Consider the following 24,078-nt stretch of genomic DNA (forward strand, 5'->3'; position numbering starts at 1 on the left):
GTGTGGCCGGGTCACGGCTGCGGCGGTCCGGCCGGACGGCTGGCCCGCACGAAAGGGGAGGGTGGGCTCCTTTCCGGATCGGCCGTCTTTTCCGTCCTTTCCCTTTCCGGCTTTTCCAGCGGCCGGCGGCGAACGGCGAGTGTGTCCGGCGCGCTGTCAGCGGGGGCGAGCCGGGTCACCGCCTCGGTGAGCTCCTGGCAGACCCGCACGATCCGCTGATGCGTCCGGTTCCGTTCGGTGACCAGCGCCGACAGTGACAGCGCGATCAGCGCGATGGTCCCGTTGAAGGCCTGCAGGGTGAGCATCTGGGTGGACAGCTCGTGGCCGCGGAACGGGCCGACGCCGTCCGCCGCCGCGGAAATCGTGATCACGGAGATGAGCAGCGCGCACGGCGCGGTGCCGGCCAGCTGGAAACGGAACGCCGCCCAGATCAGGACCGGGGAGACGATGAAGAGCAGGCTGACGGTGCTTCTCGTCGCTACCAGCGTGACCACGGCCGTGACCGCCAGCATCGCCCCGGCCTCAAACCATCGGGGCCACCGGTGCGGGCCCGCGCCCCGCGGGCACCGGAGCCGGCGCAGGACGAGCAGGAAGGGCACGACGACGAGGACACCCATGGCATCGCCGGTCCACCACACCGACCACGTCGACCAGAACGCGTCCGTCGGTACGGCACCGGCGAGCGTGAGAACTCCGGTGCCCCCGGTGGCGCTGACCAGCATTCCGGCCAGGGCACCGAGGAACACCAGCGCCAGGGCGTCGCGCAGCCGGTCCAGCTCCGGCCGGAAACCGCTACGGCGAAGAAGCAGACAGGCGGTGACGGGGGCCAGCGTGTTTCCCACGGAGATACCAAGGGCCACCAGCACGGACGAGCCGAGCGACAGGTTGACGAGGAAGGCCCCCAACGCCACCCCCGGCCACATGCGCAGGCCCAGCAGCAGCAGACAGACCACGGCGATACCGGTCGGCGGCCACAGCGGAGTGACCTGTCTGTGCACCAGCTCCAGCAGCAGCCCCGCCCTGGCGGCGGCGTAGTAGGCCGCCGTGATCGCGCAGGTGCGCAGGGCGAAGGCAACGCACAGGGCGATAACACGTTGGGCGGTGACACGGTGAGTGATGACGCGTCGCGGGACGATGCGCCCGGAGACGGTGCGTTGCCGAAGGCGCCGGTGAGGACCCTGACGGAGGCACTGCCGGAGTCGTTCGTCGACCGCCATGGTTGTTACGACGCTACCCGGTGCTTTGTGTGAACGAGATCACATGGGTGTGGGCGAGGTCACATCACCACCCGCGGCCGGCACGGTGCCAGGGCCGCGGGCCGCGGGCCTGCCCGTCGTGGCGCAGGACGAGCACCGCGGCGTCGTCGCAGTGGCCGGTCAGGTCCGCGACGTCGATCACTTTGGTGGCCAGGACGTCCGGGTCGGCCTCGCAGCCGCCGCGGACGACGTGCACCACCCGCTCCAGCCCCCGCTCGAGCGGGAAGGCCGGCCCCTCCACGACCCCGTCGGTCAGCAGGACGAAGGCCCCGGTCCCGGTCAGCAGCCGGCGGGTCACCGGATACCGCTGGCCGGGGAACATCCCCAGCGGCAGCCCGCCGTCGTCCAGCACCACCTCGCACCTGCCGTCGGCGGTGGCCCAGACCGCCGGGACATGGCCGGCGCGCGCATCCGCCAGCTCGCCGGACGCCGGGTCGAAGCGCAGGAAGGTGCACGTCACGAACAGGCCGGAACCCAGCGACACCAGCAGGTCGTTGATCCGGGCGAGGACCTCTCCCGGATCGGTGGTGACACTGGTGACGGCGCGCAGCCCGATGCGGACCTGACCCACGAAGGCGGCGGCCTCCACGTCATGGCCCTGCACGTCACCGATGACGATGCCGACCGTCCCACCCGGCATCATGAAGGCGTCGTACCAGTCGCCGCCGATGTCCAGCCCGGGACGGGCCGGGACGTAGCACGCCGCGGTCCGCAGCCCCGGCACCACCGGCAGCTCGACCGGCAGGATGTGGCGCTGGAGCGCCATGGCCAGTTCCACCCGGACCTGCTGGAGTTTGATCCGCTCGAGCACCTCGCCGGCGAGCTGCACCAGGGTCTGCGACAGCTCGTCGTCCCCTGGTTCAGGGCTGGAGTGACGCCGAGGTGCCATACCCGCTCCGGGAAGTCGGTTCGACCGTAGGTCATGGTAACCGTCCCACAACATGTCGACCTTTTCGGAGCATGCCTTCTTCGGCACAGGCCTGCCCTGTACGCCCTCCCGTGGCAGCCCGATGGCGGCCGCGGGCAGGGCCGGGGCGCCTCCCGCTCCCGGTGCGCTGCCGGATTCTCCGGGCCGTCCGTTCCCCGGGCCGCGTGCTCGTCCCCGGCCCGCGGGTCAGCCGGCCGCGGTGACGGCCGCCTCGACGATCGTGAAGACCTCGTCCGGGTGCAGTGAGCTGCGGGAGCCGTCGGGACGCCGGGGCGCCCCGCCGATCGAGCTGCCCCCGCCCCAGCCGGGCTCCCGCGCGGCGAGCGCGCCAAGGATCGTCCCGGCGCCTCGGCCGGCCCGACCGGGAAGCCGTCCACCAGGTCGCTGCGCCGTCCCACGGTGTACGCGGTCGAGCCGTCGGGCAACGGCCGCCACATCACCGCCCGGGCGTGCCCCGCTTCGTACACCCGGTCGAAGGCGCCGGTGTCGCTGGTCGCCATCACCCATCCCGTCCCGGCATGGGTGATCCGGAACGACGTCGCCGGCCGCCGCCGGCCGGCCGGATCGTCCGCGTCGGCCTGGCCACCCGCCCGGACCGGATCACTCGTGTCGGCCGGATCGCCCAGGCCGGCGTGGTCGCCCGGGTCGGTGCCGGCGAGACCGCGGGTCAGCTCGGCGATCGCCGCCACGCAGCGGCCGAGGTCGGCGGCCATCCGCGCGGCGCTGCCCCTGCCGGCGTTGTCCGCGTCGAGATCGTTGACATAGGCGGTGTAACGCCGGGGCTCCAGCCCGAGCAGCAGCGCGTCGGCGACCTGTCGGCAGGTCGCCGTGGTCACCAGCCGGATGCAGGCGCCGTGGTGGTCGAAACTCAGCCGGCGGGTGCTCAGGTCGAGCGCCGGGCCCTGCACGACCCCGTCCAGCGCGATGCTGTACGGCGGCAGCTCGCGCAGGTCGACGGTACGGCCGGGGACGACGACCACCGGCAGGTCACCGATGAGCACCCGCTGCTCACCATCCCCCATCGTGGCGCCCACTGCCGCACCCGGCACGGCACCCGTCGTCGCCGTGCCGTCCCGGTGGCCCGTGTCATCCGTGCCGCTGCTCATGCCCCGCTCCCTGGCCGGCCGGCGCGGCCCGCGCCATCCGCCCGGCCGCTTCCCCCTCCCCGGATCCTGACGGACCACGGTGCTGGCGGTGGCCCGGACGGCTGGCCGCACCCGGGAGGCCGCGCGCCTGGGAGAGGTTCGGAAAACAACGGCTGGGAGACAACAACCTGGGAGACAACGACATGGATATGACGGTTGGGAGACGACGGTTGGGCGGCCGAAACCTTCCGCGCCGTCCCCTGTTGACCTGAAGTGCGGTTGAAGTTGCAGGCTGCTGTCATGCCTTTCCCGACATACCCCGCGGCGGCGTCGGAGGCGCTCGCCGTGCCGACCGGCGGCCCGCCATGGCGTGATCGCCCACCGGCGCGCGGCGCCCGCGTTCGCCCACCGCGACAGCCGGGAGAACGGATGCGGCATCGCACAGGCGAGCGGAACGGAACAGGAGGGACGCTGGCATGACCGTACAGCTCAACCACACCATCGTGGCGGCGCACGACAGGAGTGCGTCGGCCGCCTTCCTCGCCGACATCCTCGGGCTGGCGGCCCCAGTCCCGTTCGGGCACTTCCTCGTGGTCACGGCCGACAACGGCGTGAGCCTCGACTTCGCCGAGACGAAGGGCGCGGTCACCCCGCAGCACTACGCCTTCCTCATCGGTGAGACGGAGTTCGACGAGATCTTCGGGCGGATTCGCGAGCGCGGCATCCGTTACTGGGCCGACCCGGGCCGCAGCCGGCCGGGAGAGATCAACCACGGCAGCGGTGGGCGCGGGGTCTACTTCCAGGATCCGGACGGCCACCTGCTGGAGATCCTCACCCGTCCCTACGGCAGCGCGACCTGACGGCCCGGCCGCGCCAGCGGCAGGCGGAGAACGGGCGGAGCGGCTGGCCGGCCGCCGACCGCCGTGGAAGTTCTGTCTCGGGCCGGTCCCCAGCGGTATCGTCCGGTCAGTCGTGACTGTTATTGCGGACGGAACCGGGGAGAGTAATGCGGATCGGCATGACGCTGAGTTACAGCGGTGGCTTCACGGAGGCTGTCGCCGAGCTCGAGGATTTCGAGAAGGCCGGGCTCGACATCGTCTCGGTCGCCGAGGCGTACACCTTTGACGCGGTCAGCCAGCTCGGCTTCATCGCGGCGCGGACCAGCCGGCTGGAGATCGCCTCCGCCATCCTGCAGCTCTACACCCGTACCCCGACGCTGACCGCGATGACCGCCGCGGGCCTGGACTTCGTCTCCGGGGGGCGGTTCTGGCTCGGGCTCGGCGCGTCCGGGCCACAGGTGATCGAGGGCTTCCACGGTGTCCTCTACGACGCGCCGCTGGGCCGCACCCGCGAGGTGATAGACATCTGCCGCCAGGTGTGGCGGCGGGAACCCGTGGTGTACAAGGGCAGGTACTACCAGGTCCCGCTGCCGGAAGGCCAGGGCAGCGGGCTCGGCAAGCCGTTGAAGATCATAAATCGTCCGCTCCGGCCCCGGATCCCGATCGTTCTGGCCGCGATCGGCCCGCGTAACGTGGCGCTGGCCGCCGAGATCGCGGAGGGATGGCTGCCGGTGTTCTTCCATCCGGACAGGGCCGACAACGCGTGGGGGAACGCCCTGCGGGAGGGCTATGCCAGGCGTGACCCCGAGCTCGGCCCGCTGGACATCACCGCCAGCGTGTTCCTCGCCATCGGCGAGGGCTACCAGGACGATCCGCGGCTGCTGCAGCCGTACCGCGCCCAGCTGGCCCTCTACATCGGCGGCATGGGCGCGAAGGGCCGGAACTTCTACAACGACCTGGCCCGCCGGTACGGGTACGAGCAGGCTGCCGACGTCATCCAGGAGCTGTACCTTGCCGGGCGCAAGGACGAGGCAGCGGCCGCCATCCCGGAGGACCTGGTCCGGGACACCTCGCTGGTGGGCCCGCCCGGGTACATCAAGGAGCGGGTTGCCGCCTTTGCCGAAGCCGGTGTCACGACCCTGCACGTGACGCCGCTGGCGACCGCACACGCCGAGCGTGTGCACGCCGTCGAACAGCTACGCGCGATCATCGACTGATCGTCGGCCAGGACCGGGCGGCGGGAGGCGTGACACGCCGGTGGGCGTGAGCTCCGGGAGGAGCCCACGCCCACCTCGTCCGCGGGGCTGGTCGGCCTCGCGTTCTCGCGTTGTGCCGGCGCCGGGAGGTCAGCCTCGGAGCAGATGGCGGGCCATGACCATGCGCAGGATCTGGTTGGTGCCCTCGTAGATCTGGGTGATCTTGGCGTCGCGCAGCATCCGCTCCACCGGGAAGTCCCGGGTATACCCGGCGCCACCGAACAGCTGCACGGCGTCGACGGTCACCGACATCGCCACGTCCGAGGCGAACGTCTTGGCCGCCGCGGAGCGGAAGCCTGACTCCGGCTCACCGCGCTCGGTGGTCGCCGCCGAGGCGTACACCAGATGCCGCGCGGCTTCGATCTTCATCGCCAGTTCGGCCAGGATGAACTGGATACCCTGGAAGTCCCCGATGCGCTGCCCGAACTGCCGGCGTTCGCGCACGTAGTCCACGGCCGCGTCCAGTGCGCCCTGCGCGATCCCCAGCGCCTGCGCCGCGATCGTCGGACGGGTGTGGTCCAGGGTGGCCAGCGCCGTCTTCAGGCCGGTTCCCGGCTCGCCGATGATCCGGTTGGCCGGGATCGTGCAGTTCTCGAAGTGGATCTCCCGGGTCGGCGACCCCTTGATCCCCAGCTTCCGCTCCTTGTGGCCCACCGAGAAGCCCGGGTCGTCCCGGTGCACCACGAACGCCGAGATACCCCGCGAGGGCTTGTCCGCGTTCGGGTTGCTCACCGCCATCACCGTGTACCAGGTCGACTCCCCGGCGTTGGTGATCCAGGCCTTCGTGCCGTTGAGTACCCAGTGGTCCCCGTCCAGTTGGGCGCGGGTGCGCATCGACGCGGTGTCCGAGCCCGCCTCCCGTTCGGAGAGCGCGTACGAGATCCCGGCGCCGGCCGCGATCTCGCTCAGCACCGTGCGCTTGAGCTCCTCGTCGGCGGACAGGATGATCGGCTGCGAGCCCAGCTTGTTCACCGCCGGGATCAGCGACGAGGACGCGCACACCCGCGCGACCTCTTCGATCACGATGCACGCCGAGACCGCGTCCGCGCCCTGGCCGCCGTAGGACTCCGGGATGTGCACCGCGTGGAAATCCGCCTTCACCAGGGCGTCACGGGCCTCCGCTGGAAACCGTTCGGCTTCGTCCACCTCCGTCGCGTACGGCGCGATCTCCTTCTCCGCCAGCGCGCGTACGGCCGCGCGCAGTGCGTCGTGTTCCTCACCGAGCTGGTAAAGCCCGAAGCCCTGGCTCATCCCCGGCTCCTTTCCAGAAGATCAACTTTGATAGTCGTAGAAGCCACGGTTGGACTTCTTGCCCAGCAGTCCCGCGTCGACCATCCGTAGCAGCAGCGGCGGGGCGGTGTAAAGAGGTTCCTTGAACTCCTCGTACATCGACTCCGCCACCGCCTTCACGGTGTCCAGGCCGATCAGATCCGCCAGCCGCAGCGGACCCATCGGATGGGAGCACCCGTGCACCATGCCGTTGTCGATGTCCTCCACCGACGCGAAGCCCGGCTCCATCATCCGGATCGCCGACAGCAGGTACGGGATCAACAGTGCGTTGACCACGAAGCCCGCCCTGTCCTGCGAACGGATCACCGTTTTGCCCAGCGTCTCGGTGGCGAAGTCCGTCACGGCCGCCAGGGTCTCCTCGGAGGTCAGCAGCGACGGGATCAGTTCCACCAGCTTCAGCACCGGTACCGGGTTGAAGAAGTGCAGCCCCACCACGTACGCGGGCCGGGTCGTGGCCATGCCCAGCTTCATGATCGGAATTGACGAGGTGTTCGACGCCAGGATCGCGTCGGGTGAGGCCACCACCTTGTCCAGCGCCGTGAACACCTCCAGTTTGGCCTGCTCGTTCTCCGCGATGGCCTCGACCACCAGGTCCCGGTCGGCGAACTCGTCCAGGTTGGTGGTGTAGCGCAGCCGGCTCAGCGCCGCGTCACGCTCCTGCTCGCTCAGCTTCTGGCCTCGGACCGCGCGCTCGAACGACTTCTCGATCCGCCGCGCTCCCGCCTCAAGCGCGAGCTGGTTCACCTCGGTCACCACGACGTCCAGTCCTGCCCGGGCGCTGACTTCGGCGATGCCGGATCCCATCAGCCCGGCACCCACAATCCCCACCCGCTGGATCCCACTCATGTCCGGTTCTCCTCGTCCTGGCCCGGTGGGCCGTCACTGCTCGTATCGGTCCATGGGCGCTGATCCCACACCGGCTCAGTATCTTTCCGGATTTTGTCGGCGGATGAGAGCTTCAGCGTTGCGTGCGAGAGATATTTTGACATCCGTCTATCGGATGTACAAGCTTCCTGTCGTCGATACGGTACCCATCACCACCCATCACCCTGGGTCGGGTGGTCGGCTCCGGGCAGAGGCATCCGGTGATCTTTACAGGTAATCCCGGAGGCGGACGGTGAGCCGCGGAGGCATCTGGACAGTACTGTCCGTTACGCCGCTTCGTGGGCAGGCTCCGCCGGCCGCTGATGCCGAGGGTGGACGGGGGTGGTCGGCCGTGCCGTCTCCTGGCCGGCTCCGGCGGTGGGCGTCCGCGTCCAGCGGAATTCGGTGGAATCCTGTCGTATTCAGATTTATGTGACACGACATGGCGGAATCCGGTGATATCCGGCGGGATTTCGTGTGATCGGTATGAATTTCCGTGGCGTGTGTACGTCAAGTTTTCGAGCACTTGCTGTAGTGGTTATGTTACGGACGGTTCGACGAGTGGGCGGGGCGGGGCAGAGGCGGCGGGCGGCAGGTGGGGCATCCGGGGCATCCGGCAGGCGGGATCCGCGGTGGTCCGTCCGGGGCAGCCGGCCGTGGGCAGGGCCGGTCGGCGGCGGAGAGCGGCGGCGCGCAAACGGCTGCCGCGCCGCGCCGGGGAACCGCCGGAAAGCGCCCGGGAGGCCTACCGGAACGGGCGGGCCGGAACGGGCGGGGGAGCAGTGGTGAGGGGACAGCGGTGAAGCGGAACAGCATGGCCATACGGACGGTGACGGCCGCCGCCGCTGGGATGCTCGCGGTGGCGCTGTCCGCCGGCGCGTGCGGGGGAGGGCTCTCCGGCGGCCGGCACGCCCAGTACGCCATTGGCTTCCAGGGGCCGCTGTCCGGCGCCGACCAGCAGTTCGGCCTCGACGCGGCCAACGGCGCCCGGACGGCGGTCGAACAGGCCAACAGAAGCGGGCGGCTCCCGTTCACCCTCCGCCTGGTGACGGCCGACGACTCCGGCAGCGCCCGGCAGGCGCCCAGCGCCGCCCAGACGCTCATCGACAATCCGGACGTCATCGCAGTGGTCGGGCCGCTGTCCTCGGACGCCGCCAGGGCGAGCGAAGCGCTCTACAGCCAGGCCGGTCTGCTGTCGGTGAGCCCGGCGGCGACGGATCCGCGGCTGACCGGGCTCGGCTTCGTCAGCTTCTACCGCATGGCCGCCTCCGACACCGTCCAGGGCACCGCCACCGCCGATTACGTCGCGAAGGCGCTCAAATCCCGGAAGGTGTTCTCCCTGGACGACGGGAGCGCATACGGCACGGCACTGTCCGGCGCGTTCGAGAAGGAGCTGCGGGCCCAGGGGGTGGCCGTCACGCACGATACCGTCGAGCCCACCAGGGGCTATACGGCCGAGGCCGCGAAAATAATATCCGGGAATTCGGATACGGTGTTCTACGCCGGTTATCACCAGGAATTCGCGCCGCTGACCGGGGCGCTGCGCGCCGGAGGGTTCAGCGGAGCCGTCATGAGTGGCGACGGGGCGACCGGCGACCGGTTCGTCACCGAGGCGGGCGCGGCGAACGCCGAGGGCGCCTACCTGATCGGCCCGTGCGGCGACCCCGCCGGCGACCCGCGGGCCGCCGGCTTCGTCGCGGACTACGAGCGGGTCGCCGGCGGCGCGAAACCGGGCGCCTGCTCCGGGGAGGCGTACGACGCGACGAGCGCGGTCGTCGAGGCGCTGCGCGCGCTCGGGCCGGAGGCCGGCCGGGAGGCGGTGACGCAGACGTTTGCCTCGGTTGACCTCCAGGGCGTCACCAAGCGGGTCGCCTTCGCCCCGAGCGGTGACGTCGCCGACACCGCCGTGTACGTCTACCAGGTCCGCGGCGGCCGGCGGAACCTGCTCGGAACCACCGCGGCGCTGATCGGGCCCTGAGCCGAAGGCGCTGATCGGCCCCGAGCCGGCGGCGCTGGTCGAACTCCGGGCCGGACGGGTCACGTGCCCTGGCTGCCTGCCGGCGCGAAGGCCGCCGGGCCGCCCGCAGCCGGGCCACCCACCACCGGGCGGCCGGACCGGCGCGGCCCCGCGGGGTGGGCGTCGGCAGCGGATGGGGCGTGGGAAGCGGACATCCGCACAACCGCGACCGCCGGCACCGCATGCCTGGCAGGTGCCACCGCCCGGCCGCGCTGACTATCCGAATCCACAGGGTGCCGGTTGGCGGACAGCCAGCGAACAGTTATAAGCGGTAGATGAATGAGTGAAACCCGGGACGGCCTTTGGCGCCGTCCGCACCTTCCCCGTGTGCGGACGTTATCTACTCGTCCATCCCGGGTCCCACTGCCAATGGACGCTAGTGTCCTGAGTCGTTGATTCGCTGGCAGTAGGCGGCGAGGGTCTCGAGGATCTCGTCGGCGGTCTTGGCCCAGACGAACGGCTTCGGGTCCTTGTTCCAGGCGTTGATCCATCGGCGGATGTCGGCTTCGAGTTCGACGACCGAGCGGTGCGTCGATCGGCGCAGCTTGCGGGTGGTCAGCTCCGCGAACCAGCGCTCGACCAGGTTCATCCACGACGCCGAGGTCGGGGTGAAGTGCAGGTGGAAGCGGGGGTGGCGCAGCAGCCAGTTCTTCACCGCCGGGGTCTTGTGGGTGGCGTAGTTGTCCAGGACCAGGTGCAGGTCGTAGCCCTTCGGGACCGAGGAGTCGATCAGCTTGAGGAAGCGCAGGAACTCCTGGTGACGGTGCCGCCGGAAGGTCTGCGCGATCACCGACCCGGACGTCGGGTCGAGCGCGGCGAACAGGCTGGTCGTGCCATGGCGGACGTAGTCGTGGGTCATCCGCTGCGGGGTACCCGGCATCAGGGGCAGCACCGGTGCCGTGCGATCCAAAGCTTGCACCTGCGACTTTTCGTCGACGCAGAGCACGATCGCCTTCTCCGGCGGGTCGAGGTAGACCCCGACCACGTCACGGACCTTGTCCACGAACAGCGGGTCGGTGGACAGCTTCCACGTCTCGACCAGATGCGGCTTCAACCCGAACGCCCGCCACATCCGTGACACCGTCGACTGCGACAGCCCACTGGCCCTCGCCATCGACCGCGATGTCCAATGGGTATCGCCGTTCGGTGGCTTCTCCTCCAACGTCCTCGCGATCACCGCCTCGACCTGGGCGTCGGTGACCTTCCGAGGCGCTCCCGGACGTGCCTCGTCTGACAGGCCCTCCAGCCGGTCGACCGCGAACCGCTCCCGCCATTTCGCGACCGTTCCCCGGGTGATCCCGAGCTCGGCCGCGACCCCCGAGTTCGTCCCACCGTCCGCGCAGGCCAGCACGATCCGCGAGCGCAACGCCAGCGCCTGCGCGGTCTTCCGCCGTCGGGCCCAGCCCTCCAGCACCGCACGCTCAGCAGACGACAACTCGATGGGATCCGCGCTCGGGCCAGGCACCAGCCCATTCTATCTGCACACGAATCAACGACTCAGGACACTAGGACCCAACCGCCGTCGGCGTCAATTCGCCAGGCGGAGCGCACCCGCCTGTTGTTTGTGCACTGTGTTTTCCCGCGCTGATCAGCGGTTCTGTGGCGTTGTGGTGGTGTCTCGTTCCCGTCCGCCGGCCGGAGCGCAGCCCACCGCCGGGCCTTCCTGTCGCTCTTGTGTCACGTGGCGGCCGACACACGCGCCTGCGCACCGTCTCCGGCTCCGCTGTCTCCGGTGCCGCTGCCTTCGGCGTTACTGCCTTCGGCCGCTGTCACCGTTGCCGGTCGAGGCCGGGACGCTGCCATCGGCCGGTATCCGGTCGCGCAGCATGCAGGTCAGGCGGGACGTGCACACCAGGCGCCCGGAGTCATCGGTGATCCGGATGTCGAAGGTGGCCAGCGCCCGGCTGGCATGTGCCCGGGTCGCGACGCCGGTGACCGTCCCGGCCGACGCCGCCCGGTGGTGGGTGGCGTTGATCTCGATACCGACCGCCGCCCTGGTGGGACCGGCGTTCAGCATGGCGCCGATCGACCCGATCGTCTCGGCCAGCACCACCGAGGCGCCGCCGTGCAGCAGCCCGTACGGCTGTCGGTTGCCCGCCACGGGCATGGTTGCGACCACGCGCTCGGCGCTCGCCTCGACGATCGTGAGGCCCATGCGCTCGGCGAGCTCACCGCGCCGGGCATTGACCGCCGCCAGCACGGCCACCCGGTCGGAAGGGTCGGCGATGATGACGTGGTCATCGGTGCTGCCGTCGGCCGGACCGTGGCGGGTGGAGTCAGCGGAGCCGCGGTCGGGAGTCGTCACCGTGTGTGATAAGGCCGACGGGCTCGGCGCGGTCCCTGATGGTGGGGCGCTCCGTGAAGTCTGCGAATCTGTCACATCAAAAACCTACATATCTCAACACCCACATACCGGCATACCGCGGGGCCGGTCGGCGGGCCGGCGAACCGTGACGGCGGCGCACCGGGCGCCGTGCCGCGGCGGGGGAGGGGCCGGTGCCGGTCATCGGTGCTGGGGTCGGGCCTGCGCGGGCCGGGCCTGCCGCGGGCCCGACCCGCCCCGGGCGCCGGGCCGGCGGTGTCGCGTTCCCTGCCGGAAGGACTGTCGGACCTTCTCCATAGAATTGCCGTGTGCCCGCCACGACCACGACTTCCGGCAAGCCCACCGTCGGCAAGGCTGCCGCCGGCCGGCCGTCGCGCGCGGTGTCCGCCCGGCCGGCGGCCGGCGCGGCGCCGGCGGCGGGGGCCGCGGCGGGTGAACCGCGGCTGCTCCTCCTCGACGGTCACTCCCTGGCCTACCGGGCGTTCTTCGCGCTGCCGGTGGAGAACTTCTCCACCACGACGGGGCAGCCGACCAACGCCGTCTACGGCTTCACCTCAATGTTGATCAACGTGCTGCGGGACGAGCGGCCCACCCACGTCGCGGTGGCCTGGGACCTGCCGACGCCGACCTTCCGGCACACCCAGTACGCCGAGTACAAGGCGGGACGAGCCGAGACGCCCGCGGACTTCGTCGGGCAGGTCAGCCTCATCCACCAGGTGTGCGACTCCCTGGCCGTCCCCGGGGTCACCGCCGCCGGGTACGAGGCCGACGACGTCATCGCCACGCTCGCCACCCAGGGCGCGGCCCTGGGCATGCAGGTCCTCGTCGTCACCGGCGACCGGGACGCGCTGCAGCTCGTCGACGAGCGGGTGACGGTCCTGATGACCCGGCGTGGCATCAGCGACATGACCAGGTTCACCCCCGCCGAGGTCGAGGCGAAGTACGGCCTCACCCCGACGCAGTACCCGGACTTCGCCGCGCTGCGCGGGGACCCGTCGGACAACCTGCCGTCGGTGCCCGGGGTGGGGGAGAAGACCGCCACCAAGTGGATTCAGCAGTTCGGGTCGCTGGCCGCGCTGGTGGACCGGGCCGACGAGGTCGGCGGGAAGGCGGGCGCGTCGCTGCGCGCACACCTGGCCAACGTGATCCGTAACCGCTCGCTGACCGAGCTGGCCCGTGACGTGCCGCTGGCGGTCACCCCCACCGACCTCCAGCTCCGGCCGTGGGACAGGGAGGCCGTCCACCAGCTCTTCGACACCCTGCAGTTCCGGGTGCTGCGGGAGCGGCTGTACGCGGCGCTGGGCACAGTCGAGCCCGAGGCCGACGCGGGCTTTGAGGTGACCGCGCAGACGCTCGCACCAGGGGAGGTGGCCGGCTGGCTGGCCGCGCACACCGGCGACGGGCAACGCCTCGGCGTGTACGTCCGGGGCAGCTGGGGCCGGGGCACCGGCAGCGTGACCGGTCTCGCGTTCGCCACCGCCGACGGTGCCGGCGCCGGTGCCTGGATCGACCCCGTCGCGCTCACCGCGGACGACGACGCGGCGCTGGCCGCCTGGCTGGCCGACGACAGCCGGCCCAAGGCCGTCCACGACGTCAAGGGGCCTATCCTCGCGCTCGCCGCCCGCGGCTTCTCCCTCGCCGGCGTCACCAGCGACACCGCGCTCGCCGCCTACCTGGCCCTGCCCGGCCAGCGCACCTTCGACCTCGCCGACCTCGTCCTGCGCTACCTGCGACGCGACCTGCGCCCGGAGACGTCCGAGACAGGGCAGCTGACCATCGACGGGTCGGACGAGGCGGCCGCGGCCGCCGCCGACGTCGTGCGGGCCCGCGCGACGCTGGAGCTCGCCGACGCCCTCGACGCCGACCTGGCCCGCCGCGGTGCCACCGCGCTGCTGCGCGACGTCGAGCTCCCGTTGGTCACGGTGCTCGCCGGGATGGAACGGGCCGGGATCGCGGCCGACACCGACCATCTGCTCGACCTCCAGAAGCACTACGGCGCGCAGGTGACCGAGGTGGCCGCGCAGGCCCAGGAGATCGTCGGCCGGCCGTTCAACCTCAGCTCGCCCAAGCAGCTGCAGGTGATCCTCTTCGACGAGCTGGGCCTGCCGAAGACCAAGAAAATCAAGACCGGCTACACCACCGACGCGGACGCGCTGGCCTGGCTTTCCACCCAGGCCGACCATCCGCTGCTGGCCGTGCTCCTGCGCCACCGGGACGTCGCCCGGCTGCGCACGGTGGTGGATTCGCTCATCCCGATGATCGACGACGCCGGCCGGGTCCACACGACGTTCAACCAGATGATCGCGGCGACCGGCCGGCTGTCCTCGGCCGACCCCAACCTGCAGAACATCCCGGTGCGCACCGCCGAGGGCCGCCAGATCCGCCGGGCGTTCGTCGTCGGCGCGGGGTACGAGTCCCTGCTCACGGCCGACTACTCCCAGATAGAGATGCGCATCATGGCGCACCTCTCCGGTGACAAGGGGCTGATCGGGGCGTTCGCCTCCGGTGAGGACCTGCACACGTTCGTCGCAGCCCAGGCGTTCGGCATCCCGGTGGACGAGGTCGACCCGGAGCTGCGCCGCCGGATCAAGGCCATGTCCTACGGGCTGGCCTACGGCCTGTCGGCGTTCGGGCTCGCCGGCCAGCTCGGCATCCATCCGGAGGAGGCCCGTGAGCAGATGGAGGCGTACTTCGCCCGGTTCGGCGGGGTGCGGGACTTCCTGCGCGGCGTGGTCGAACGGGCCCGCGCGGACGGCTACACCGAGACCATCCTCGGCCGCCGCCGCTACCTTCCCGATCTGACCAGTGACAACACGCAGCGACGGCAGATGGCCGAGCGGATGGCGCTCAACGCCCCCATCCAGGGGTCCGCGGCCGACATCATCAAGATTGCAATGCTCGGTGTCGACCGGAAGCTACGGGAGCACGGGGCGCGGTCGCGACTGCTGCTGCAGGTGCACGACGAGCTCGTCCTGGAGATCGCCCCGGGCGAGCGCGCCGATGTCGAGGCGCTGGTGCGGACCGAGATGGGTGGGGCCTACCAGATGTCGGTTCCTCTCGAGGTCAGCGTCGGTTCCGGCCGTACGTGGGACGACGCGGCACACTGATACCTTCTGGCGACCATTTCTGTTGCTGTCCGTCCTGCTGCCACCTGTTCCGTTGCCGTTGTTCTTTTATCATCCGTTTTTGGACTGTCGTCGTCCGTTCTGCCGCTGTTCGCCACAGCCGTGTGCGCAGAGTCCCTGTGCGCAGGGCTCGTGTGGGCGGAGTCCGTAGGAACTGTTGTGCGAAATCTGTAGGGCACCTTGTGCGAAAAGTGAGCATTCGCCCTGCTCGCGGGCCTGGACGGGCGGCCATTGCGGGCGTGATGCCACCAGATTCCACCGGAGTGGGCGTGCACCGCCGGATTCGGGTTACGGTGGAGAAACGGCATCGTTCTCGTGTCGTGACATGAACGTCAACTAAATGTCCGGTCCGTTCCCATCCGTATCCTGCCGAGTTGATTTTCTCGCGTCTGGGTGGCTGCCCCGGGTAGCTGTGTCGCAGTGGGCGGGCTGCTCCCAGCCGTGGGCCGACGGGTTTCGTCAGCCCGGCGAGGCCCCGCGGAAAGACCGAGGTCCGGCAGCGATGCCGAGGCCCGGCGGAAAGGCATTGTGTCGCTGTCCGTAGTGCGCTGGTGGCCGCGGAATAAAGCCGTCCGCGTTGTCACGCCCGATTGTCCCGGACCATGCCGATACGACCGAACACGCCATGGCCGCCGGGGCGCGGTACCCCGCGGGACGGTGTCCCCGAGCGCGATGCCACAGTCCCCGGGCGCGATGCCACACCGGACGGCGTCACGCCGGACAGCCCGGACAGCGTCGCACCGGATGGTGCCGCGCCCGGCCGTGGCACCGCGCACCCGATGGCAGGAGGATCGATCGCAGTGAGCCTCTCGTTCTTCACGGACCGGCGGCTTTTTCTGATCGTTCTTTCCGCGGTGGGCATCGTCGCGTTCACGGCGTTGGCCCTGCTGCCCGGCTCGCCGGGGCAGGGCCAGCTCGCCACGTGGCTGGCGGTGGCGATCAGCACGGCCAATCTGCTCACGGCCGTGCTGCTGACCCGGATCCGGCCGGGAGCGCACCGGCTGCTGGTGTTCTCCTCGGTGCTGGCCGTCACGATCGCGCTGGGCGGCAGCGACTCCGGCCGGGACAGCGACCTCTATCTGCTCTGGTACTTCTGGATCGCCGCCTACGCCGCGATGGTCAGCCGCCTGCGGGTCGCGCTCCTGCACGCACTGGTCGTCAGCGCCGGCGCTGTGCTGGGAGTTGCGCTCAAGGGCGATCTGTACGCCGGTGGGGCGGCGGCGGTGATGGCCATCGTCACGATCGTCGCCACCACCCTGGTGACGTTCTGGGTCGGCCGTTGGAACCACCTGCTGGTCGTCCGCGACCTGCTGACGGGCCTGGCGAACCGGGCCGGTCTAGCCCACGTCGCCCAGCCTGCGATCGCCCAGGCGGTCGCCACCGGACGGCACGCCGTCCTGGTGCTCCTCGACATCAACCGGTTCCGCGAGGTCAACGATGCCCTCGGTCACCCCGCCGGAGACCGGCTACTCCAGGTGGTGGCGAGGCAGCTGCGTAACGTGGCGACGGATCCCGCCCTGGTCGGGCGTCTCGGCGGTGACGAGTTCGCCGTCGTCCTGTGTGGGCTTGAGCTGTCCGACGAGCCCGCCGCCGCCCACGAGCACCTGCGCGCGATCGGCCGTACGGTGATCAGGCAGCTGCGCGGCCCGTTCCGCATCGACGGGGTCGACGTGGAGGTGGAGGTCAGCGCGGGCGTGGCGGCCGCCCCGATGCACGGCACGACCCTCGGCACGCTGCTGCCGGCCGCGGACGCGGCCCTGCACGCCGCCGGCCGTGAGAGCGAACGGGTCGGCGTCTGGGACGCGGGTATGGGCGGGGTGTGCCCGTCGGAGCTCGCCCTGCACGCGCAGCTACGCGCCGCGATCACCGGCGGCGAGCTGGTGCTGCACTACCAGCCGCTGCTGTCCCGCCAGACTGGCCGGATCGCCGGGGTGGAGGCGTTGCTGCGCTGGAGGCATCCGAGCCGGGGGCTGTTGGCGCCCGGCTCGTTCCTGCCGATGGCGGAACGGTCGACCCTGATCATCGACCTCACCGAGTGGGTGCTGGACGAGGCCCTGCGCCAGTGCGCGGACTGGGCCCGCGCCGGCGAACACATCCCGGTGTCGGTGAACCTCTCGGCGCGCATGCTCGTCCGTGACGACCTGCCCGACCTGGTGTCGGAGACGCTGTCCCGGCACGGACTGCCCGCCGACGTCCTGACCCTTGAGATCACTGAGAGCGCGCTGGTCACGCAGCCTGCGCGGGCCGCCGCCATGCTCCGGGAGCTGCGCACCCGCGGGGTCAAGCTGTCGCTGGACGACTTCGGCACCGGCTACAGCTCGATGGAGATCCTCAAGGCCCTGCCGTTCGACGAAGTGAAGATCGACAAGGGGTTCGTCTCCGACGCCCACGGCAGCCTGCCCGACGTCGCGATCGTGCGCTCGGTCCTGGAGCTCGGCCACCGGCTGGGGCTGCGTGTCGTCGGGGAGGGTGTCGAGGACGCCCGGGCCATGCGGATGCTGATGGAGCTGGGCTGCGATCTGCTGCAGGGTGACGCGATCTCGTCCCCGCAGCCGCCCTCCGCGCACCTGCTGACGGTGCTGCGCGCCGGCGCCTGCGAGGTGCCCCCGGCCCCCGTGGGCGCCACCGGGCCGCAGCCCGGCGGCGCCGCGCGCCCCGGTGGTACGGAACCGGGAGCCGCAGCATCTGACAGCGCGCCGGCAGCCGGCGGCGGACCGGCAGCTGCCGAGCCGGTGGCCGCCGCGTCGGCCACCGGCGACGGGCTGGTACCCGAGGAGGCTTCGGGAGCTTCCTGCGGGCTGGCGCCCGCCCGCGGGCCGCGAGCCGGCGGCGGGCCCGGGCCCGGGCCGGGCGACACCGAACCGCTCGCCGCCCTGACACCGGCGGACGAACCGGCCCGACACGGGGCCCCGCCCGGCCACAAGCTCCTCGAGCCCGACCGGGACGACGCGTTCGACGAGATCGCGACGCTGGCCGCCCGCCTGTGCGCCACGCCCGTGGCGTTCGTCGCCTTCCGGAACGCTGACCGGCAGTGGCGCCGGGCGTGGTACGGGTCGACCGCCACCGAACTGCCCCGGGAGGCTCTCCTCGACCTGGTCGACCTGAACACACCGGACGGGCCCGCCGTGGTGGAGATTCCCGACATCGCCGGCGACCCCCGGTTCGCGCGGCTGGCCGCGCTCGGCCCGAGCAGCCCGTTCCGGTTCTACGCGGCGGCGCCGATCCGCACTCCGGACCACACGGTGATCGGCCATGTCGCGGTGCTCGACCGCGTCGCGCGCGCTCTCACCCCCGGGCAGAAGGAGTCACTGGCCGCGTTGGGGCGGCAGAACGCGCACCTGCTGGCGGCCCGGCGGGCCGTGTGCATGGTCGACCAGGTCACCACCGCGCTGGGCACGCTCGACCAGTTCTGGTACCCGGACCATCTCGACCCGGCGGTGTCGACGGTCGCCGAGGTCTCCCGCAGCCTGCTCGACGCGGACGCGGTCAGCCTGCTGCTCGCGGACATGCCCGGCTCGACGGTGTTCCACGTGGCCGCGTCCGCCACGAGACCAGACGAGGACACCATGATCTCTCCCGGGGCTCGCTTCACGGAAAGTGACGAGACCGGTATCGGTACCGTGCTGCGCACCCGGGCACCGGTCTTCTTCCCCGACGTGTCGACGTCATGGCCGTTCCCGCACCAGGTCGTCCGTCGGCCCCACATCGCCTCGGCGCTGCTGGTGCCGATCCCCGGTGAGGGCGGCCTGATCGGCCTGGTCGCGGCATGCTGGGCGGCGACGCGCGCCCGGGTCGACCAGGCGGGGCTGCGCGCGGTCACCCTGCTCGGCGGGCAGGCCGGCCACACCCTGGCGCGGCTGCGTACGGCGCAGGTCCGGGTCCGGGAGATCGGCGTCGACCCGGATACCGGCCTGACCAGCCGGGACCGTTTCCTGACCGTCCTGCAGGGCCTGCCGGCGGGAACCGCCGTGTGCCTCTTCGGGGTGCCGGACCACCGGCAGGGGGAGGCTTTCGTCCGCGCCGACGAATACGTCCTGCGGCACTTCGCCGCCGGGCTGAGGGCGGCCGCCGGCGCCGGGGTCGAGCTCGCCCGCTGGTCGCACAACCGGTTCGTGGCGGCCCTGCCCGCGGACAGCAACGTCGAGCCGGACACCCTGCTCACCCGACTGCGTTCCAGCGGGGACATCGCCGCGGCAGCACCGTTCGCGGTCGGGGTCGCGACCACCCGGCCTGATCAGCCGCCCAGCGCCGCGCTGCACGACGCCGAGGGGTCGCTGCGCGACGCCCTGCGCGCCACCAGCGCGATGACGGGCCGGGCGGGCAGCATGCCCTACAACGGTGCCGGCCAGAACGGCGCCGGGTACGGGGACGCCGGCCACGACCGCGTCGGCGTGTGGGCCTGAGCGGTCCCGCCTGACCGGGCCCCGGTCAGGCGGCGGGTGGGCTCACGCCTTCCCGCGGCGGCGTTGCGCGGCCGCGACCACCACGTCGGCGGCCAGCAGCAGGATCGCGATCCAGGAGACAGTTGCGATCTTGTCGAACTCCTGGACCCACTCCCCGTTGACCGGCAGGTGGTGGCGCAGCTGCACCTGGACGACATACCCCACGCTGACCAGGAGCAGGACCACCGGGGCGACCCGCAGCAGCAGCCGGCCGCGGGGCAGCACCAGGGCGGCCAGCGTGCTCACCCCGGTGACGACGCTCGCGACCGGGTTGACCAGCGCCAGCGCGACCAGGGCCACCGCGGCGGCCAGCGCGAACGCGATCAGGACGGGGACCCGCGCGGCGCGGGCGGCCAGCGGCTCGAACACCGGCAGGTCCGGCGGGCCGTCCGGCCCCTGGCCGGCCCGCCGCCGGCGGCGGGCCGTCACCACCAGCAGGACGGCGCTGGACACCAGGGCGATACCGGAGACCGTCAGGGCACGCCACACCAGCGTCTGCGGTGTCCAGGCCAACGCGATGTCGAAGTCGGCCGCGGTGGGGGTGATCCGCCAGCCGTTGGCGTAGCCGTCCACGAGGACGGGCCGGCCGTAGTCGGTGTCGCCGGAGGTCGCCCGCCAGCCGGCGGACAGGCTCTGGCCGAACACCAGCCAGAACGGCTGACCGGGCTGCGCGCCGGTGACCCGCAGCCCGAACGAGGTCGCCGCGGAGTCGGTGACCGCCACCGCCGGCGTCGCCGTCGCTGCCGGGCCCGCGGCTGTGGCCGTGCCGGCCGCCGGGCTCGCCGGAGTGGGGCCGGCAGCCGCCGATGCCGCCGATGCCGCTGGTGCCGTCGCTGTCGGCGCGCCCACGGGCTGCGAGGTGAGGATCAGCCGGTCGAGGTCGTATCCGGTCCGCGCGCCCTCGACGGTCCGCAACACGTGGTCACCAGGACCCAGGGCGATCGGGTCGCCGCACAGCGACACCGCAAGCCCGGCACGGCCGAGCGCGTCCGTGCCGGAACCGGTGATCCGCACGGGGGTTGGACGCCCGTCGATCGTCACCAGATCGTCGCGGCAGGTGTCGGGCATGCCGGCCCGCGGCGGGGGTACCCGCAGGCCGGCGAGGCCGACCTCGGCGAGCCCGACCGGCATGGAGATCCGGGTCCCGCTGATCGGGTCGACGGTGGTGGCCAGCCGCACCCTGTCGACGACGAGACGGATATTGCTGCCCCGTACGGGCGGGAAGGACATCGTCACGGTCTGGCTCGCGCCGGGTTGTCCGAGGTCGCTGACCGGCGGGACGGTGAGGGTGTCCACCCGACGGCCGTCCACGATCAGTCCCAGGGCGGTGGGCACGGAGTGGCGGCCGTCCGCGACCACGGACAGCGTCAGCTCGGACAGGTTCACCGGCCGGGGGGAGTTGATCTGGATCCAGGCGCCCTGCTGCATGCCGAAGCCGGGGCTCCACGCGGTGGCCGGATCCCCGTCGAAGGCGCTGGCGCTGCCGGCCGCCAGGTCGCCGGGCAGCCGGCCGGAGGACTCGGTGGTGACCCCGTCGGTCGGCCGGCCGACCGAGGCGCCGAGCACGAGGTCATCGGCGTAGGCGGAGGCCCGGGCGGTGCCGGTCAGAGTGAAGGTCCGCGCGGTCGGCAGGGTGAACGTGCGGGCGACGGCCGGCTCGGTGTCGGACTTGAACGGCTCGGCCGGGTTCGCGCGGTCCCGGGTGATCTGCAGTGTCAGACGGTGCCGCAGGGAGTCCTCGCCGGCCGCGGCGAGCAGGTCGGCGGGCATCCGCAGCAGTTCCTGGACGTGAGGTGCGCTCCCGTCCGGTGTCACGATGTCGACCTCGGCGAACCCCACGCTGGACAGGCCGGCGTAGTTCGCGCGGGTCCCGGTGTTGGTGGCGTCGACGGTGACGTCCAGCCGGGTGAAGCTGCGGGCGGGGAAGGTCACCACCTGGCCGGCGGGATCCCGGGAGCTGTCCGTGAGCGGCACCGTCACCGGCGAGCCGCCGTCGAAGCGCAGCGTCGCCTTGGTGATCCACCGGTTGCGCGCGCCGGTGAGCGGCTGGACCAGCCGGACCCGGTCCGTGGTCACCGGGCCGGCCAGGTCGACGCGCAGGCGCTGCCCGGCCGGGTTGGTGAACGCGCCCACCCGCCAGGCGGTGTCCGGGTTGCCGTCGACCGCGCCGGCCGGGCGCTCCGGTGGGCTGTAGGAGAACGTGTTGCCGTAGTCGGTCGCCTCGACCGAGGCGATCCGCGCGGAGGCGGTCGGCGCGGACTGGCCGGAAGGCTGCAGCACGGCGACGGTCTGGGACGCCGCGGTGGCGTCCGGGAAGACCGGCAGCCGGTTGTCGTTCGGGTCGGGGGTGAGCGGCGCGCTGCCGGGGGTTTCCACGTAGCCGTAGCCGTCCCGGACCGAGCTCCAGCGTTCCGCCCGCAGTCGGTTGCTGTCGGTGAGCAGCAGGTCGGCGCCGTCGTCCAGGGCCTGTCGCAGGCCGGCGGGGTCCGCGGCCAGCGAGCCGGTGTAGAGAATGGCCCGGTTCCCGGCCACCGCCTCGGACAGCAGCCCGGTGGCCGCCGCGTCCACCAGCCCCTCACCGTTCCCGCTGACCAGCAGCGGGGCCGCGGTCGTCGCCGTGCGCACGATCGGCCTGGCGTCCCGAACCCCGAAGGCGGCCAGCGCCGGCGGCGCGGGAGCGCCCGGGGGCGTGCCCAGGGCGATCTCGTCGTTGAAGGGGATCTGCGGGGTGTCGGCCACCGGCGGCCCGAAGCGGCGCGGCGCGGTCAGGCCCGCCGGCACCGGGTCGGTGAACAGCTGCCAGGTCGGCACCGGCCGCGGGGTGCGGAACCGCTCGTACTGGAAGTTGCTGCGCAGCAGCACGTCGCCGACACCCATCAGCCGGGCGATGTCAGCCAGCGAACCGGTCTCGAACACCCCCTCCTGCAGCCGGCGGTCCAGCGCGCGCAGCAGGTCGGCGGACGCGGCGGCGCTCAGCGGGATCAGCTCGCGGGAGACGAAGGGCCGTTCGATGAGCCCGGGCAGGACAGGGTCGAGGGTCGTCCCCCACCGGTAGTGCGAGAACGGCGCCCCGGGCAGTTCCAGGACCCGGGTGGCCGTCCCCGCCGCGTCCAGGTCGGCGGCGGCCTGCAGTTCGTAGCCGGGGAGCGTCTCGGGCCGGTCCAGCCCGGCCTCGACGAACTGGCCGCGCCACAGCGGGCTCAGGTTCGCCACGATCAGCACGACCACGACCGCCCACGCGACACCCGGCACGGACGCCGGCAGCCGCGCGCCGCGCGCCGCGCGCCCGGCCTGCCGCCGCCCCCGGCCGGGCGCCTCCCGCGCGCGCCGCGCCAGCCGCTCGTCAACGCGTTGCGCCAGCGCGGCGAGCCCGCCGGCCAGCAGCACCGACAGGCCGAGGGCGACCAGCGGCACGGCACGCGGCATCGAACGCAGGGCGAAACCAACGCTGGACGCCTCGGCGAACGACCGGAAGGCCCCGCCCAGCGGCGAGGGGTTCTCGTAGGGGTAGACCCCGACCGCGACCGTGGTGCCGACGAGCACGAGCAGGACGAAGTAGGCCCGGTATCCCCACCGGCACAGCGCCGCACCCGCCAGGGCCAGCAGCGGCACCGTGAAGCTGATGAGGATCACCCAGATGGTCTGGGTGTAGTCCCGGGACGGGGCGATCCAGGTGCCCAGCGCGTCCCCGCCGTAGAAGTACCAGTTGCCCAGACCGCGCAGCACCTCGGAGGCCTGCGAGGCGCTCGCGACCGTCCTGAGTGTCTCGCTGTAGGCGAGGATGTCGACGCCGTAGCCGGCCTGGGTGAGCAGGCCCGCGATCCACCAGGCCGAGCAGCCCACGACCGCCACCGCGGCCCGGGCGCACATGCCCAGCGCGGGGCCGAGGCGGGCCTCCCGGGTGACCCACACCGCGAAGGGCAGCCACAGGATCGGCGCCAGCAGCACGAAGATCAGGCTGGCGGCGTTGCTGCTGCCGACCAGCGCGACGGCGATGCCGAACGCCGCCGGCCAGCGCCAGCCGTCCGGCCGCCACCCCGCCAGGCCACCCCGCGCCTCGCGCAGGCCACGGACCGTGATCCCCAACAGCCAGCCCAGGCCCGTGTACGGCAGCAGGATCGCCGACATCCGCGCCTCGTACTCGAGGACGTAGGGGGTCAGCATGTAACCCGCGGCCGCGACGAAGGCGAACCGGTGCGGCCAGCGGAACGAACGCATGCAGAACAGCACGCCCGCGCCGGCCATGAACAGCACCGAACCCGTCCACAGCCGCTGGGCGGCCCAGGTGGGCAGGCTCAGCAGGTCCAGGAACCAGAAGAAGGTGCCCTGCGGGAGCAGGAAGCCGATGTTCTGATGGGTGACCACACCCATCCCGACACCGGGATCCCACATGATCCCCGCTCGTCCGATCAGCTCCCGCGGTTCCAGGTAGAGGTAGGCCTTGGTGTCGACGCCGACCCGGCCGGGCGCGGTGAACAGCAGCGGAAGGTAGCTGATCGCGGCCAGCAGCACGGTGGGCCACGATGGCAGCCAGCGCCGCAGGCCGCGCTCTGGTAGGCCGGTGCGGGCGGCCGGCCGGCGGGCGGTCCGGCGGCCGAGACCGCGCCGCGGGCGTGCTGATGGTGCGGTCAGGGTCACCGTCCAACCCAATCA

Annotated in this window: 14 protein-coding genes; 6 read left to right on the plus strand and 8 right to left on the minus strand. The window is 71.9% G+C overall.

Features of this window, described 5'->3' with window-relative positions; all coding sequences use genetic code 11:
• Positions 1–11: 11 nt before the first annotated feature.
• The 3 genes from FSYMDG_RS10415 to FSYMDG_RS10425 all read right to left on the minus strand — a co-directional run bounded on the left by FSYMDG_RS10415 (position 12) and on the right by FSYMDG_RS10425 (position 2,619).
• Positions 12–1,217, minus strand: a complete 1,206-nt coding sequence (locus tag FSYMDG_RS10415; RefSeq protein WP_013873472.1) for an MASE1 domain-containing protein — start codon at positions 1,215–1,217, stop codon at positions 12–14.
• A gap of 64 nt (positions 1,218–1,281) precedes the next feature.
• On the minus strand, positions 1,282–2,145 hold the full coding sequence (locus FSYMDG_RS10420; protein WP_013873473.1) for a PP2C family protein-serine/threonine phosphatase: 864 nt from the start codon (positions 2,143–2,145) through the stop codon (positions 1,282–1,284).
• A gap of 225 nt (positions 2,146–2,370) precedes the next feature.
• Positions 2,371–2,619, minus strand: a complete 249-nt coding sequence (locus tag FSYMDG_RS10425; protein WP_043603413.1) for a hypothetical protein — start codon at positions 2,617–2,619, stop codon at positions 2,371–2,373.
• A gap of 83 nt (positions 2,620–2,702) precedes the next feature.
• Here FSYMDG_RS10425 and FSYMDG_RS10430 point away from each other — a divergent pair, with 83 nt between their 5' ends.
• The 3 genes from FSYMDG_RS10430 to FSYMDG_RS10440 all read left to right on the plus strand — a co-directional run bounded on the left by FSYMDG_RS10430 (position 2,703) and on the right by FSYMDG_RS10440 (position 5,325).
• Complete coding sequence (locus FSYMDG_RS10430) at positions 2,703–3,482, plus strand: hypothetical protein (RefSeq protein WP_043603415.1); 780 nt, start codon at positions 2,703–2,705, stop codon at positions 3,480–3,482.
• Between the two features lie 263 nt (positions 3,483–3,745).
• Entirely contained in the window at positions 3,746–4,129 is a 384-nt protein-coding gene (locus FSYMDG_RS10435; protein ID WP_013873475.1) for a VOC family protein, read from the plus strand.
• 146 nt (positions 4,130–4,275) lie between these two features.
• A complete protein-coding gene (locus FSYMDG_RS10440) occupies positions 4,276–5,325 on the plus strand; it encodes an LLM class F420-dependent oxidoreductase (protein ID WP_013873476.1) in 1,050 nt (349 codons plus the stop codon).
• A gap of 129 nt (positions 5,326–5,454) precedes the next feature.
• On the opposite strand, the gene FSYMDG_RS10445 is transcribed toward FSYMDG_RS10440, so the two are convergent.
• Both FSYMDG_RS10445 and FSYMDG_RS10450 read right to left on the minus strand, forming a co-directional pair.
• Positions 5,455–6,615 (minus strand): acyl-CoA dehydrogenase family protein, encoded by a 1,161-nt coding sequence (locus FSYMDG_RS10445; RefSeq protein WP_013873477.1) that lies wholly within the window; start codon positions 6,613–6,615, stop codon positions 5,455–5,457.
• 21 nt (positions 6,616–6,636) lie between these two features.
• Positions 6,637–7,500 (minus strand): 3-hydroxybutyryl-CoA dehydrogenase, encoded by an 864-nt coding sequence (locus FSYMDG_RS10450; protein ID WP_013873478.1) that lies wholly within the window; start codon positions 7,498–7,500, stop codon positions 6,637–6,639.
• A gap of 832 nt (positions 7,501–8,332) precedes the next feature.
• Here FSYMDG_RS10450 and FSYMDG_RS10455 point away from each other — a divergent pair.
• Positions 8,333–9,496, plus strand: coding sequence for a branched-chain amino acid ABC transporter substrate-binding protein (locus tag FSYMDG_RS10455; RefSeq protein WP_013873479.1), 1,164 nt, complete (start codon positions 8,333–8,335; stop codon positions 9,494–9,496).
• Positions 9,497–9,911: 415 nt separating this feature from the next.
• Here FSYMDG_RS10455 and FSYMDG_RS10460 read toward each other — a convergent pair whose 3' ends face one another.
• Together FSYMDG_RS10460 and FSYMDG_RS26110 are read right to left on the minus strand one after the other, a co-directional pair.
• Positions 9,912–11,000, minus strand: coding sequence for an IS630 family transposase (locus FSYMDG_RS10460; RefSeq protein WP_013871712.1), 1,089 nt, complete (start codon positions 10,998–11,000; stop codon positions 9,912–9,914).
• A gap of 285 nt (positions 11,001–11,285) precedes the next feature.
• The gene (locus FSYMDG_RS26110) at positions 11,286–11,762 is read right to left on the minus strand and encodes a hotdog fold thioesterase (protein ID WP_050803759.1); all 477 of its coding nucleotides are present in this window, start codon (positions 11,760–11,762) and stop codon (positions 11,286–11,288) included.
• Between the two features lie 404 nt (positions 11,763–12,166).
• Between FSYMDG_RS26110 and polA the strand changes: the two genes are divergently transcribed.
• Positions 12,167–14,965 carry a DNA polymerase I gene (gene polA, locus FSYMDG_RS10470; protein ID WP_013873481.1) on the plus strand — a complete coding sequence of 933 codons (2,799 nt, stop codon included), beginning with the start codon at positions 12,167–12,169 and terminating at the stop codon, positions 14,963–14,965.
• An 818-nt stretch (positions 14,966–15,783) separates the two neighbouring features.
• Entirely contained in the window at positions 15,784–19,386 is a 3,603-nt protein-coding gene (locus FSYMDG_RS10475) for an EAL domain-containing protein (RefSeq protein WP_013873482.1), read from the plus strand.
• A gap of 42 nt (positions 19,387–19,428) precedes the next feature.
• Here the strand turns inward: FSYMDG_RS10475 and FSYMDG_RS10480 are convergent, their stop codons facing one another.
• Entirely contained in the window at positions 19,429–24,063 is a 4,635-nt protein-coding gene (locus FSYMDG_RS10480) for an alpha-(1->3)-arabinofuranosyltransferase domain-containing protein (protein WP_013873483.1), read from the minus strand.
• Positions 24,064–24,078 lie beyond the last annotated feature (15 nt).

Origin of the sequence: Candidatus Protofrankia datiscae (genome assembly GCF_000177615.2) — a bacterium.
GTDB lineage: Bacteria > Actinomycetota > Actinomycetes > Frankiales > Frankiaceae > Protofrankia > Protofrankia coriariae.